The following is a 13,649-nucleotide window of genomic DNA, read 5'->3' as shown; positions in this document are numbered from 1 at the left end:
GCAGCACACGGACCGCAGCATGCCTTTCTGCTCGAGTCGCTGCAGGGTCCGGAGCAGGATTGCCGGCAGTCCGTGCTCGGTCTTCACTGTCTGGCTGAGATCGTCTTCTCCCACGGCGAACTGCGCTTCCAAGGCAACCAGGCAGTCTGCGACCCGTTGCAGGCCTTGGCAGCACGGGCCCTGGGACAGGTCCCGGCGCTGGTGCTGCGGCTGGGCTCGGCCCAGGACCACTGGGTTGCCCTGCGCGCCCTGCTGTGGGCCTTCGGACCTGAGCCGGACGCTGCGCGCTTCGGCTACTTCACCTCGATCTGCTACGACACGGGGCGACTGATCGAGTCGATACCCGCGCGCCTGGTCTCCGACGAGCGCCCGCTCATCACGCTGGGGCTGTTCCAGGCCCATGTGGTGGTGCCGCGCTCTGGGCCGGCCAGCGTCTCGATCCGGCAGTTTCCCGGCGTACCGCGCCTGCAGTTCGACAGCGTGGTGGCCCTGCTGGCGGAGCCTGCAGCTGGCGTGGACGCGCCGCCATGTGGTGCGCCCCACGTGCACTTCACGATGGGACGCCAGGATTACCTCGAGGCCGCCACGCAGGCGCTGGAGCACATCCGCGCCGGAGACATCTACCAGGTGCAACTGGGTCATGAGATCCAGGTGCGCAGTTCCATCGCGCCCGCCGCCCTGTACGCGCGCTTGCGTCTGGAGAACCCATCGCCCTACATGTTCCTGTGCCACGTGGGGGGCGTCGACATGATCGGTGCCAGCCCCGAGAGCTATGTGCAACTGGCCGACGCGTGCATCGCCATGCGCCCCATCGCGGGCACGGTGGCCAAGGGCAACGGCCCCGAGCGGCAAGCACAGCGCGACAGGCTGGTGGCGTCGGCCAAGGAGAACGCCGAGCACGTGATGCTCGTGGACCTGTGCCGCAACGACATCGGCCGCGTCTGCAGCGACGGCAGCCTGCAGGTGCCCGAACTGATGGGTGTCGGCGAGTTTCCCAACCTCTTCCACCTGATCTCCACGGTCACCGGCCGCCTGCGGCCAGGCAAGGACGTGGTGGACCTGATCCGCGCCACGTTCCCGGCCGGCACGATGGTGGGCGCCCCCAAGGTGCGGGCGATGGAGATCATCGAGGCGCTCGAACTGTCGCGTCGCGGCGGCTACGCCGGCGGCATCGGGCTGCTCGGCTTCGGCAACTTCGCCAACCTGGCGCTGTGCATCCGCATGGCCACGCGAGACGACGACACCTACCGCCTGCGCGCCAGCGCCGGCATCGTGGTGGACTCCAATCCGATGAGCGAGTGGAACGAGACGCTGGTCAAGATGAGCAGGATCTACAAGGCCCTGACGGGCGAGGAGCTGGTGGCATGAAGGCCCTGTTGATCGACGCCTACGACAGCTTCGTGTTCATCATCGAGCAGTACCTGCGCTCGCTGGCGCTGGAGACGCTGGTGCTGCGCTGCGACGATCCGAGCCTGGATCTGGCCATCGACTCCGCAAGGCCCGACTTCATCGTGCTCGGTCCGGGCCCCGGCCGGCCGGAAGAGGCTGGCTACCCGCAGCTGATCCAGCGCTGCAAGGGCCGCCTTCCCCTGCTGGGCGTGTGCCTGGGCCACCAGGCCATCGGCATGGCCTTCGGCGGCACCGTGGTGCGTGCCGCGAACTGCATGCACGGCAAGACCAGCCTGATCCTGCACGATGGCCACGGCGTGTTCACGCACACGGGCGGCCGGGCGCTGTGGGCCACGCGCTACCACTCGCTGATCGTGGACCCGGCAGGGCTGGGCAGCGACATCGCCGTCACGGCGCGCTCCTGCGAGGACGGCTATGTGATGGGCTTGCGACACCGGCAGCTGCCGATCGAGGGTGTGCAGTTCCACCCCGAGAGCGTCAGCACCGAAGGCGGACTGCAGATCTTCCACAGCTTCATCAGCAGCCATGTGCAAGGACGCCCCCACGCGACACCGTGCGCTGGCGCGCAAGACCTGGTCACCACACCATGAACGAGCAAGCCACCGCCTACGATCCCGTGGTCCGGGACTTCGGCGCTGCCCCCTGGGAGACCTGGAGCAAGCCTGGTGCCGATGGTCGTGTGAAGCTGCTCAAGAGCAATGGCAAGCGTCTGCGCCTGCTGGAGCTGCCTCCGGGCTTCGACGAACAACACTGGTGCCTCGTGGGACACCAGGGCTATGTGTTCGAGGGCCACTTCACGATCATCTTCGACGATGCGCAGTTCGCCTGCGGGCCGGGCATGGCGTTCTCCATCCCCGATGGCGTGCGCCACCGCTCGCGCGGTGCGGCCGATGCCAGGACGCTGGTGTTCGTCGTGGACGACATGGTGGCCTGACACGGCATGGACGCCCTCAGCACGACCGCCCTGGCGGCGGATCCCTACCTGCAAGGCGGCTTGCGGGGCCTGCTGGCCGCGATGGCAGCCGCCGGGCACCCCTGCGAGCGCGTGGACACCACGCTGCATCCGCACCTGCAGATTGCCCAGCACTACCTGGCCCACCATGCCAGCGTCCCGGCCTGCAACCGTTCGGGCGAGGAGCCCTGCGTGCTCTACCAAGGCGATGGCAGCCCGATGCCAGTGCTGATGGGCCTGTACGGCTCGCGGGCGCGCAACGGCTGGCTGCTGCACGGCGACGCCGCTGCCGCAGCGCCGCGGCTGGCACGCCGCCTCAGCGCGCGCCTGCCGCCTGTGCGGGTGCAGGACGCTCCCTGTCACCAGCGACACCGCCCCGAAGGACTGGCGGCGCTGCCCGTGCTGCAAACCACGCCCAGCGACGCCGGCCCGTACCTCACTTCGGGCCTGGTGTGCGCGCTGGACCCCGACACCGGGCAGCCCAATGTGTCCATCCACCGTCTGCGGGTGCTCGATGCGCAGCGGCTGACGATCTGGATGCTGCCCGGTCGCGACCTGGACCGCATCACCCAGCGTTCGCTGGCCCTGGGGAAGCCGCTGTCCATCTCCATCAACATCGGCGTGCCGCCGGCCGTCTACCTGACCAGCGCCCTGTCTGCGCCCTTCATCGGGGCAGGCGACAGCGAACTGGCGCTGGCCGGTGCGGTGCAGGGCTGGCCGGTGGCCCTGGCGGCATGCAGGACCAACGCTGGCGTTTGCCTGGCGGCGAGCGAGATCGTCATCGAGGCCCAGATCACGGCCGAGACGGCGGACGAGTTCTCCGACCCCGTGCTGCGCTGGGCGATGCCCGAGTTCCTGGGCTACATGGGCCAGGGGCGCCCGTCGCTGCCGGTGGTGCAGCTCACGGGCCTGTGGCACCGGGAAGGCGCCATCTACCAGGCCTTCCTGGGGCCGGGCAAGGAGCAGTCCGAACTCCTGGCCCTGCCCACCGAGGCCGGCATGATCGCCGCTCTGCAAGCCGCCTTTGCCGACGAACTGGAGGTGCTGGACGCCCACTATCCGGCGGCCGGTGGCGGCCAACTGCTGCTGGTGCTGCAAGTGCGAAGACGCCACCACCGGCCCGGGCTGCCGCAGCGCCTGCTGGGTGCGGTGCTGGAGCGGCACCGCTTGTGCAAGGCGGTGTGGCTGGTGGACGACGACGTCGACATCCACTCGCCCGAGGACCTGCTGTGGGCCTGCGCCACGCGCCTGCAGCCCAGTGCGGACCTGCATCTGCGCACGGGTGAACCGGGCTTCCCGCTGGACCCGTCGCAGGCGCCCGGCTACCTCGCGGCCGACCGGGCGCTCACCGACAAGTACCTGCTGGACTGCACCGTCCCGCCCGACAGCAGCCAGCGCTTCGCGCGCTGGACCACGTTCGTCAGCACACCATGAGCACTGCCACGCACGCACTTCATTTCGAGATCCTGTGCGGGTCCGAACGCGCCCAGGGCAACACCGAGCTCGTCGCCGAGCACATGCAGTCGCTGTTCCGGGGCCTGGGCGCCAGCGCCGGGTTGATCCGCCTGCGCGAACACCGCATCGATCCTTGCGGTCGCTGCGGTGAGTGCAATCTGCGCACCGTTCCTTGCGCCCAGGACGACGACATGCCCGCCATCGTGCGCCGCCTGCAGGCCGCCAGCGGTCTCGTGTACGCCGTGCCCGTGCATGGCTACGGCATGGCGCACCCGATGCAGATCTTCATCGAACGGGCCGGCGTCGGCTACCTGCGCTTCGAACGACCGCTGGCCAACAAGGTGGCCGGCGCCGTGGTCACGGGCCGCCGCTACGCCCACGAGCCCGTGTTCAACCAGCTCGTCAACAACATCCTGCTCAACCGCATGATCCTGGTCGGCAGCGGCTACCCCGCCACCGTGCGCGGGGGCAGCCCCGGTGCCGCGCTGCAGGACAGTGAAGGCCTGGAAGCCGTGCGCAGCCTGGCCAGCCGCATGGTCGGCATGGCGCGGTTGCTGCAGTCGATCCCGGCGGAGGACGTGACCGCCTTTCTCTCACCCGACACCACCAACGAACGCATCACGCGGCGCATCGCCGTCTCCCCAACATGAACACACCCACCGAGCTCATCACCATCCGCCAGCAGATCGACCACATCGACGACCAGATGGTGCCCCTGCTGGTGCAGCGCATCGGCCTGGCGCTGCAGGCTTCGCAATTCAAGCGCACCGAAGAAGAGGTGCGCGGCTGCGATCGCGTGCAGCAGGTGCTGGACAAGGCTGCTGCACGTGCCGTGCGTGCCGGCGGCCATGCCGACACGGTGGTGGCGGTGTACCGGCACCTGGTGCACGAACTGACCGAACTGCAACTGCGCCTGAAGGGCCTGCAAGCCTGATGTTGACCCACTTCTCCTACGCCGCGGACCTGTGCGAGCGGGTGCCGTCCCTGCACAGCCTGGTGGTCTTCGTGCAAGGGGTGGACGACCTCGCCGATGTCGGCAGCACACTGGACACGCACGTCGAGGCTGCGCGCGAGCGCCTGGCAGCCGTCGGCACCGAAAGCGCTTTGCCGGCAGTGCAGGCGTGGCGCCTGGCCTATCGCGCGACCGGCACGGACCCGACCAAGTTCCGCATGGCCGCCGAGTCCATCCTGCGCCGGTTGCGCACCAGCGGCGACTTCACGCGCGGGTTGCACCCGCTGGTGCTTCTGTGCAACGCGCTGTCCGCCCGCTACGGCGTGCCCGTCGCGGCGCTGGACAGCGAACGCATCAGCGGTGCCCTGCAGGTGCGCACCACCTCTGACGCCGTGCGCTACGAAGCCTTCGACGGCACGGTCAGCACGCTGGCTGCCGGGGAGGTGAGCTTCGTGGACGATGCCGGCAACGCGCACGCGCGCAAGTGGTCGCACAAGCAGAGCGCGCTGTCGGCCGTCTCACCGGCCACGCGCACGGCCTTCGTCGTCGCCGAGGCCCTGCACGCCGAGGCGGCGGTCGAACTCGACCAACTGCAGCGGCTTCTGGCAGAGGCCCTGGGCCGGCACTGGCCCGCTGCGCAGGTGCATTCCAGCAGGCTCTCTGGCCGCGATCTCGTCACCGGCGTTGGTGTCCCCGGCGCATCGGCCATCGCCTGAATCCCACCACCACTGGAGAACCCCATGCCGAACCAGGCCACGAAGTTCCTGCTCGAAGAAGGCCGCATGCCGGCGCATTGGTACAACATCGCGGCCGATCTGCCGGTGCCCGTGCCGCCCATGCTGCACCCGGGCACGCTCCAGCCCGTCGGCCCCGACGACCTGGCGCCGCTGTTTCCTGCCGAGCTGATCCGCCAGGAGATGTCGACCACGCGCGAGATCCCCATCCCGGAGCCGGTACGTGAGGTGTTCAAGCTCTGGCGGCCCTCGCCGCTGGTGCGCGCGCGGCGCCTGGAGCAGGCGCTGCAAACGCCGGCACGCATCTACTTCAAGTACGAGGGCGTGTCGCCAGCCGGGTCGCACAAGCCCAACACGGCCATTCCGCAAGCCTGGTTCAACCAGCAGGAAGGCGTGCGCAGGCTGGTCACGGAAACAGGCGCGGGGCAGTGGGGCTCGTCGCTGTCCTTTGCCGGCGCGCTGTTCGGGCTGGAGGTCACCGTCTACCAGGTGCGTGTGTCCTATGAACAGAAGCCGTACCGGCGTGCGCTGATGGAAACCTACGGCGCACGCTGCGTGGCGTCGCCGTCGCCCGAGACGGAATACGGCCGCTCGGTGCTGGCGCAGCACCCGGAGCACCCTGGCTCGCTGGGCATTGCCATCTCCGAGGCCGTGGAGGTGGCGGCTTCGCATACGGACACCAAGTACGCGCTGGGCTCGGTGCTCAACCACGTGCTGCTGCACCAGACCATCATCGGCCAGGAAGCGATGCTGCAGATGGAGATGGCCGACGACGACCCGGACGTCATCGTCGGCTGCACCGGCGGCGGCTCCAACTTCGCCGGCATGGCGTTCCCGTACATCGGCCAGCAACTGCGCGGCGGCAGGCGGCGGCGCGTGGTGGCGGTGGAACCCGCGGCCTGCCCGTCGCTGACCCGCGGCAAGTACGCATATGACTTCGGCGACACCGGCAAGATGACGCCGCTGGCCAAGATGCACACCCTGGGCGCCGCCTTCACGCCGCCGGGCTTCCATGCTGGCGGGCTGCGCTACCACGGTATGGCGCCGCTCGTGTCGCATCTGCAGCAGCTGGGTTTGATCGAGGCCACCGCCTTTCAGCAGAACAAGTGCTTCGAGGCCGGTGTGCTGCTGGCACGCACCGAAGGCATCGTGCCCGCACCGGAAGCCAACCACGCGGTGGCCGGCGCCGTGGCCGAAGCCCTGCGCTGCAAGCGGGAAGGTCGCAGCGAGGTCATCCTGTTCAACCTGTGCGGCCATGGCCACTTTGACATGAGCGCCTACAGCAACTACGCAGCCGGCACGTTGGTGGACCAGCACTACGACGAATCGGAGCTGGCGATGGCCCTGTCCGGCCTGCCTTCGGTGCCAGCCACGAATGCCTCGCGGCGCCAGGGCCAGGGCGTCGCACCGTAACGTTGCTGTCGGTCCGAGGGCATCGGGCAGTGCCGTGCCCGCCCGCGGACCGCGTCGTCGCGGCTCGCGGGCGGTGGGCCGTCAGGCCAGGTCGAAGCGGTCCAGGTGCATGGCCTTGGCCCAGGCGGCCACGAAGTCCTGCACGAACTTCGCCTGCGCGTCGGCGCTGCCGTAGACCTCGGCCAGCGCGCGCAGCTGCGAGTTCGATCCGAACACCAGGTCGACGGTGGTGCCGGTCCACTTCAGCGCGCCGGTGTGGCGGTCGCGCCCTTCCAGCAAGCCCTCGGGCGACGACTTCTGCCACACCGTGCCCATGTCGAGCAGGTGGACGAAGAAGTCGTTCGTGAGCGTGCCCGGGCGGGTGGTGAACACACCGTGCTGCACGCCGCCGGCGTTGGCGCCCAGCACGCGCAGGCCGCCGACCAGCACGGTCATCTCCGGCGCCGTCAGCGTGAGCAGCTGCGCCTTGTCGACCAGCAGCTCCGGCGCCACGCCCGTGAAGCCGGGCTTGGCGAAGTTGCGGAAGCCATCGGCCTGCGGTTCGAGCACGGCGAACGACGCCACGTCGGTCTGGTCCTGCGACGCGTCGGTGCGGCCCGGCGTGAAGGGCACGACCACGTCCTGCCCGGCCTGCTTCGCGGCCGCCTCGACGGCCGCCGAGCCCGCCAGCACGATCAGATCGGCCAGCGAGATCTTCCGTCCGCCGGCGGCCGAGGCGTTGAATGCCTTCTGGATGGCTTCCAGCCCTGCCAGCACGCGGCCCAGGTCGGCCGGGTCGTTGGCAGCCCACTCCTTCTGCGGCGCGAGGCGGATGCGCGCGCCGTTGGCGCCGCCGCGCTTGTCGCTGCCGCGGAAGGTGGAGGCCGCGGCCCAGGCGGTGCGCACCAGCTGGCCGATCGACAGGCCCGAGGCCAGCACCTGCTGCTTCAGCGCCGCGACGTCCTGCGCGTCCACCAGCGGGTGGTCCACCGCCGGCACGGGGTCCTGCCAGATCAGCACTTCCTGGGGCACCAGCTTGCCGAGGTAGCGTGCGCGCGGGCCCATGTCGCGGTGCGTCAGCTTGAACCAGGCACGTGCGAAGGCGTCTGCGAACGCGGCCGGGTCGGCGTGGAAGCGGCGCGAGATCTTCTCGTAGGCCGGGTCGAAGCGCAGCGACAGGTCGGCCGTGGTCATCATCGGCGGGTGCTTCTTCGACGGGTCGTGCGCGTCGGGAATCAGGTGCTCGGGCCGGCAGTTCCTGGCCACCCACTGGTGCGCGCCGGCCGGGCTCTTGACCAGCTCCCACTCATAGCCGAACAGCATGTCGAAGTAGCCGTTGTCCCAGGTCGTCGGGTTGGGCTTCCACGCGCCTTCGATGCCGCTGGTGGTGGTGTGCACGCCCTTGCCGCTGCCCAGCTTGTTCCTCCAGCCCAGGCCTTGCTCCTCGATCGAGGCGCCTTCGGGCTCGGGGCCGACCAGCGTCGGGTCGCCGGCGCCGTGCGCCTTGCCGAAGGTGTGGCCGCCGGCCACCAGGGCCACGGTCTCTTCGTCGTTCATGGCCATGCGCGCGAAGGTCTCGCGCACGTCGCGGCCCGAGGCCACCGGGTCGGGGTTGCCGTCCGGACCTTCGGGGTTCACGTAGATCAGGCCCATCTGCACCGCGGCCAGCGGGTTGGCCAGTTCGCGGTTGCCCGAGTAGCGGCTGTTGGCTTCCTGGCTGGAGGCCAGCCACTTCATCTCGGTGCCCCAGTTGATGTCTTCCTCGGGTTCCCAGATGTCGGGCCGGCCGCCGGCGAAGCCGAAGGTCTTGAAGCCCATCGTTTCCAGCGCGACGTTGCCGGCCAGGATCATCAGGTCGGCCCACGAGAGCTTGCGGCCGTACTTTTGCTTGATCGGCCACAGCAGCCGGCGTGCCTTGTCGAGGTTGCCGTTGTCGGGCCAGCTGTTCAGCGGCGCGAAGCGCTGGCTGCCGCGGCCCGCGCCGCCGCGCCCGTCGGCGATGCGGTAGGTGCCGGCGCTGTGCCAGGCCATGCGGATCATCAGGCCGCCGTAGTGGCCCCAGTCGGCAGGCCACCAGTCCTGCGAGTCCGTCATCAGCGCGGTGAGGTCCCGGACCACGGCGTCGAGGTCGAGGCTCTGGAACTCCTTCGCGTAGTCGTAGCCCGCACCCATCGGATCGGACTTCGCGGAATGCTGGTGCAGGATGGACAGGTTCAGCTGCTCGGGCCACCAGTCGCGGTTGCTGCGGCCACCCGCGTTGGCGTTGCTCGGTGCGCGGCCCGCGAACGGGCACTTCGATTCGGTCGTCATGGGTGTCTCCTTCGGCAGGACATTGCCAGGGCGTACCTTACGACGGGCCCCCCGATTGGGGCCATTTGAATGCCCCAATGCGGCCGATAGTGCGGGCCCCAGGCCGCGTGGGGCCGTGGTGCCGCTCAATCCATCGGCGAGGGAACGCGGCCCAGTGCGTCCCGCACCAGCACCGCCAGGGCGTCGGCGGCTTCCGAGGCCGGCGTGGCCGTGCGCACCACCGACAGCACGGTGCGGCGCAGGGCCGGCAGCTCGAACGCCGTGTCGACCTGGCGCGCGTTGCGCGGTGCGCCCAGGTCCATGCGGGCGGTGACGCCGACGCCCGCGGCCACGGCGGCCCACATCGCCGTCACGCTGGCCGTGCTGAAGGCGATCGTCCAGCCGATGCCGGCACGTTCCAGCGCCTGCAGCGCATCGTCGCGGTACAGGCACGGGCCGTCGAGCAGCACCAGCGGCAGCGGCTGGCGGCGTGGCCAGTCGAAGTCGCGCCGTGCGTACCAGTGCGTCGGGCGTTCGACCGACACGCGCGCGCCAGCCGGTGCCCGCCGCGCGATCAGGATCGCCAGGTCGAGTTCTCCGCGCCGCGCCAGCGTGCCGATGGTGCTGTTGCGCTCGATCACCGCGCTCACGCCGACGCCGGGATGGGCCCGACGGAAGCGGCCGAGCGTGGTCGCCAGCTTCGACGACGCGAAGTCCTGCGGCATGCCGAAGCGCACGTCGCCCGACAAGGCCGCGGCGCGCAGGTCGGCCTCGGCCGCCTGCCCGGCGGCCAGCAGCGCCTGCGCATGGCGCAGCAGCACCTGGCCGGCCGCCGACAGCCGCATGCCGCGCGGGCCGCGCGTGAAGAGCTGGCGGCCCAGGCGGCTTTCGAGGGCGGCGATCTGCAGACTCACGGCCGACGGCGTGCGGCTCACCGCCTCGCCGGCAGCGGCCAGCGTGCCCGACTCGGCGAGGGCGACGAAGGCGCGCACGGACGGATGGATCAGGTGGGGCATCGTGCTGAGGCACCAGGTGCTGTGAAGGCCGGCCTTGAGCTTATCTCAACGCTGGCCGTGGATCTTCTTGCTGGTCGCGCCGCGGCGCTGCCCTTAGCGTGCACGGCATGGACCTGCTTCAGTACAGCTTCACCCTCGATCCTGCACACCCGATGCAGGCCGTGCGCGATCGCGTGGCTGCCAAGCGCCACCTGCTCGATGCCCTGCCGGGCCTGCGGTGGAAGGCCTGGATGCTCTCGGAACCCCTGGCCGGGCGCAGCCAGCCCAGGACCTACGCGCCGCTGTACCTGTTCGACGACACGCAGGCCGCACTGGCCTTCCTGCGCGGCGACATCTACCGGGGCGTGACCGACGCCTTCGGCTGGACCTCTCCGCTGCACGGCCCCGCGGTCGGCGGGGCGCCGGTGGCGCTCGGCGCGCCGCTGTCGTGCGCGGTGCACTGCACCCCGCTGCCCGACCATGCCGCACTGCGCGCCACGGCCGAGGCGATGGCTCTGCCCGACGACGCCTTGCTCGTCGCGCGGCAGCTCGACGTCGCGCGCATGCTGCTGCGCAGCTACACCTTCCGGGCCTGCCCCGCGGCCGAGGTGCGCGACCCGCGGGCCGACATCGTCTACGAGGTGGTCGCCGTGTCGCGGCCGGCACCGGCCCGGGCATGGCCATGACCGGGCCCGTGCCGGCCGCGCGGCTCGGTGCCGCGGTCGTCGCGCTGGCAGCGGCGCTCGACCGCGTCACCCGGGCGGTGGGCGGCGCGGTGTGCTGGCTGACCCTGCTGATCCCGCTCGTGTGCTTCGGGTACGCGGTCGCGCGCAAGCTGGCCCGCTGGGGACACAACGGCTTCAGCGAACTGCAGTGGTACCTGTTCGCCACGGTGTACCTGCTGGCCGCCGGCTACACGCTGCTGCGCGACCAGCACGTGCGGGTCGATGTCTTCTGGCGCGGCTTCTCCGCGCCCACGCGCTGCGCCATCGACATCGCCTTCCTGCTGCCGCTGCTGGCGGTCTGCATCGACCTCGCCGGCGCCTACTGGGACTTCTGGCGCGTGTCGGCGGCGCAGCGCGAAGGGCCGGAAGACGTGCTCACCGGCCTGGAGCGCTGGCCCATCAAGCTGGCGCTGTTCGCGGGCTTCACGCTGCTGGCGATGCAGTGTGTCTCCGAACTGCTCAAGCGCTGGGCCGTGCTGCAGGGCTGGCTGGCGGCCGCAGCGGTCTACCCGCCCGAGGGCGCGGGCCTGATGCCCGCGCCGCGCCCGGCACCTCGGAGGCGGCCGTGGACGTCCTGAGCTGGTTCGCGCCCCTGATGCTGTTCAGCATGGCCGGGCTCGTCGTGCTGGGCTTTCCGGTGGGGCTGACGCTGGTCGTGCACGGCGTGCTCTTCACGCTGCTCGGTGCGGCGCTGGGCCAGTTCCCGCTGGCGATGATGCAGGCCCACATGCTGCGGGTGTACGGCCTGCTGTTCAACGAGGTGCTGCTCGCGATCCCGTTCTTCACGCTGATGGGACTGGTGCTCGAACGCAGCGGCATCGCCGAAGACATGATCGTGGCGCTGTCGCGGCTGCTGGGCGCCGTGCGCGGCGGGCTGGCGCTGGCCATCGTGGTCGTCGGCACCGTGCTGGCAGCGACCACGGGCGTGATCCAGGCCAGCATCCTGGCGATGGGGCTGATCGCGCTGCCCGCGCTGCTGCAGGCCGGTTACGACCGGCGGCTGTCGACCGGCGTGATCGCGGCCTCGGGAACGCTGGCGCAGATCATCCCGCCCAGCCTGGTGCTGATCGTCATGGCCGACGCCACCGGGGTGCCGATCTTCCGCATGTACGAACGGGCGCTGGCGCCCGGGCTGCTGCTGGCCCTGGCCTACGTGGGCTACGTGCTGGTGCTCGTGCGGCTGCGCCCGGGCGCCGCGCCGGCGGCCGGCACCGCCCCGGGGCTGGGCGACGCCAGGGCGGCCGCGTGGAGCCTGGCGCCGCCGCTGGCCATCGTCGGCGCCACGGTCGGGTCGGTGCTCTCGGGCTTCGCGACACCGACCGAGAGCGGCGGCTTCGGGGCCACGGCGGCGCTGGCGCTGGCGCTGCTGCGCCGGCGCCTGGACTGGACGGCGATGCGCGCGGTGGTGCAGGCCACCACCTTGCTGAGCTGCGGCGCGCTCTTCGTGCTGGTGGGCGCCACGTTCTTCGCGCTGCCGTTCAATGCCGCGGGCGGCAAGCCGTGGCTGGGTGCGGTGTTCTCGCACCTGCCCGGTGGCGAGATCGGCTTCCTGGTCGCGGCGGTGCTGCTGGTGTTCCTGCTCGCGTTCTTCCTCGACTTCGTGGAGATCGCCTTCCTCGCCCTGCCGCTGCTCATGCCCACCGTGCTGGCCCTCGGCATCGACCCGGCGTGGTTCGCGGTGGTGATGTGCATCGCGCTGCAGACGTCGTTCATGCATCCGCCCTTCGGCGTCGCCCTCTACACGTTGCGCACGGTGGCGCCGCCGTCCTTGCCCAGCGCAGACCTGTACTGGGGCGCCGTGCCGTTCATCGTGCTGCAGCTGCTGGTGGCGCTGCTGGTGATCGCGGTCCCGGGCTTCGCGGTGGAGTTCGGTGACCGGGGCGCGGCGCCGCTGCCGCCGGCAGAGGTCGAGCGCGTGCTCGATGCACTGCGGTAGCGGCCTTCAGCGCGGCCGCACCGCCAGGCTCTGCGTGGCGCGGCCGATCAGGCCGCTTTCGTCGAACAGCGCCGATTCCGCCAGGCCGCAGCCGTTGCCGGCCAGTGCCGTGCGGGCCTGCAGGCAGATCCACGCGCCCACGGGCCGGCGCAGCAGGTGGATCGTGAGGTCGCAGTTGACGAAGCTGTAGCGCGCGAAGTCCAGCGCCGCGCTGATGCCGTTGCCGGAGTCGGCGGCCACCGCGGTGCGCTGGTAGGGGCTGGGTTCCTCGCCCTCGACCAGCGGGTGGCGCAGGCGGAACCACACGCTGCACGGGCCCTGGAAGAAGCGGCCCTCGGCGACGCGGTTCTCCACCAGGTCGCCGTAGCCGGGCAGCCGGCCGGCGAAGGGCATCACCACCGGCGTGCTGTCGGCGGGCGGGCGCGGCGCCATCGGCAGCGGATGGCCGGGCGTGCCTTCGGGCACCGGCACCGTGTCTTCGCGCTGCATCAGCGCCGTGAAGCGCGCCACTTCCTTGCCGCCGGCGACCAGGCGGGCCGAGAAGTGGCCGGCATTGCGCCCCACGTAGTCTTCTTCGACCTGCAGCGTCAGCGGGCCGATCGGCACCGGCCGCAGCAGGTTGCCGGTGAAGCGACCCAGGTGCGTGAGCCCGTGCACTGCGCCGGCCTGCTCGAAGGCACGGCACACCAGGGCCGACGGCGGGCCGGCATGCTGGTGGTCGGGGTGCCAGGGGCCGCGCGTCAATGCGCTGGCCTGGAAGCTGGCGTCTGCGGCGAGTGTGTAGGCAGCGGTCATGCGGCATTCTGCTG

General features: G+C 70.7%; 14 protein-coding genes. 11 read left to right on the top strand and 3 right to left on the bottom strand.

Annotation, left to right across the window (positions count from 1 at the left end):
• Positions 1-165: 165 nt before the first annotated feature.
• From ACPOLB_RS05365 to ACPOLB_RS05330, 8 genes are all read left to right on the top strand, one after another.
• Positions 166-1,368 carry an anthranilate synthase component I family protein gene (locus ACPOLB_RS05365; RefSeq protein WP_425260294.1) on the top strand — a complete coding sequence of 401 codons (1,203 nt, stop codon included), beginning with the start codon at positions 166-168 and terminating at the stop codon, positions 1,366-1,368.
• Positions 1,365-2,000, top strand: a complete 636-nt coding sequence (locus ACPOLB_RS05360; protein WP_425260293.1) for an anthranilate synthase component II — start codon at positions 1,365-1,367, stop codon at positions 1,998-2,000. The genes ACPOLB_RS05365 and ACPOLB_RS05360 overlap by 4 nt, the downstream gene beginning before the upstream one ends.
• Positions 1,997-2,344 (top strand): cupin domain-containing protein, encoded by a 348-nt coding sequence (locus ACPOLB_RS05355; protein WP_425260292.1) that lies wholly within the window; start codon positions 1,997-1,999, stop codon positions 2,342-2,344. The genes ACPOLB_RS05360 and ACPOLB_RS05355 overlap by 4 nt, the downstream gene beginning before the upstream one ends.
• A 6-nt stretch (positions 2,345-2,350) precedes the next feature.
• Positions 2,351-3,796, top strand: coding sequence for a UbiD family decarboxylase domain-containing protein (locus ACPOLB_RS05350; RefSeq protein ID WP_425260291.1), 1,446 nt, complete (start codon positions 2,351-2,353; stop codon positions 3,794-3,796).
• Positions 3,793-4,467 (top strand): flavodoxin family protein, encoded by a 675-nt coding sequence (locus ACPOLB_RS05345; RefSeq protein ID WP_425260290.1) that lies wholly within the window; start codon positions 3,793-3,795, stop codon positions 4,465-4,467. The genes ACPOLB_RS05350 and ACPOLB_RS05345 overlap by 4 nt, the downstream gene beginning before the upstream one ends.
• Positions 4,464-4,751, top strand: coding sequence for a chorismate mutase (locus ACPOLB_RS05340; RefSeq protein WP_425260288.1), 288 nt, complete (start codon positions 4,464-4,466; stop codon positions 4,749-4,751). The genes ACPOLB_RS05345 and ACPOLB_RS05340 overlap by 4 nt, the downstream gene beginning before the upstream one ends.
• An 80-nt stretch (positions 4,752-4,831) precedes the next feature.
• Positions 4,832-5,485: a B3/B4 domain-containing protein gene (locus ACPOLB_RS05335; RefSeq protein ID WP_425260287.1), complete on the top strand. Its 654-nt coding sequence runs from the start codon at positions 4,832-4,834 to the stop codon at positions 5,483-5,485.
• Between the two features lie 24 nt (positions 5,486-5,509).
• Positions 5,510-6,916, top strand: coding sequence for a TrpB-like pyridoxal phosphate-dependent enzyme (locus ACPOLB_RS05330; RefSeq protein WP_425260286.1), 1,407 nt, complete (start codon positions 5,510-5,512; stop codon positions 6,914-6,916).
• An 81-nt stretch (positions 6,917-6,997) separates the two neighbouring features.
• Here the strand turns inward: ACPOLB_RS05330 and katG are convergent, their stop codons facing one another.
• Both katG and ACPOLB_RS05320 read right to left on the bottom strand, forming a co-directional pair.
• Positions 6,998-9,205, bottom strand: a complete 2,208-nt coding sequence (katG, locus tag ACPOLB_RS05325; RefSeq protein ID WP_425260285.1) for a catalase/peroxidase HPI — start codon at positions 9,203-9,205, stop codon at positions 6,998-7,000.
• Between the two features lie 125 nt (positions 9,206-9,330).
• Complete coding sequence (locus tag ACPOLB_RS05320; RefSeq protein ID WP_425260284.1) at positions 9,331-10,200, bottom strand: LysR substrate-binding domain-containing protein; 870 nt, start codon at positions 10,198-10,200, stop codon at positions 9,331-9,333.
• A 107-nt stretch (positions 10,201-10,307) separates the two neighbouring features.
• Here ACPOLB_RS05320 and ACPOLB_RS05315 point away from each other — a divergent pair, with 107 nt between their 5' ends.
• From ACPOLB_RS05315 to ACPOLB_RS05305, 3 genes are read left to right on the top strand one after another with little or no spacing between them, the layout of a single operon-like run.
• Positions 10,308-10,865 carry a DUF4865 family protein gene (locus ACPOLB_RS05315; protein ID WP_425260283.1) on the top strand — a complete coding sequence of 186 codons (558 nt, stop codon included), beginning with the start codon at positions 10,308-10,310 and terminating at the stop codon, positions 10,863-10,865.
• Complete coding sequence (locus ACPOLB_RS05310; protein WP_425260282.1) at positions 10,862-11,482, top strand: TRAP transporter small permease subunit; 621 nt, start codon at positions 10,862-10,864, stop codon at positions 11,480-11,482. The genes ACPOLB_RS05315 and ACPOLB_RS05310 overlap by 4 nt, the downstream gene beginning before the upstream one ends.
• Entirely contained in the window at positions 11,470-12,840 is a 1,371-nt protein-coding gene (locus ACPOLB_RS05305) for a TRAP transporter large permease (protein WP_425260281.1), read from the top strand. Before ACPOLB_RS05310 ends, ACPOLB_RS05305 begins: the two co-directional genes overlap by 13 nt.
• A gap of 6 nt (positions 12,841-12,846) precedes the next feature.
• On the opposite strand, the gene ACPOLB_RS05300 is transcribed toward ACPOLB_RS05305, so the two are convergent.
• Positions 12,847-13,635 carry a thioesterase family protein gene (locus ACPOLB_RS05300; protein WP_425260280.1) on the bottom strand — a complete coding sequence of 263 codons (789 nt, stop codon included), beginning with the start codon at positions 13,633-13,635 and terminating at the stop codon, positions 12,847-12,849.
• Between the last annotated feature and the right edge of the window lie 14 nt (positions 13,636-13,649).

This window comes from Rubrivivax soli, from assembly GCF_049810355.1.
GTDB lineage: Bacteria > Pseudomonadota > Gammaproteobacteria > Burkholderiales > Burkholderiaceae_C > Rubrivivax.
Note: the sequence above shows the minus strand (reverse complement) of the source record. Positions and strands in the feature narration are given on the sequence as shown.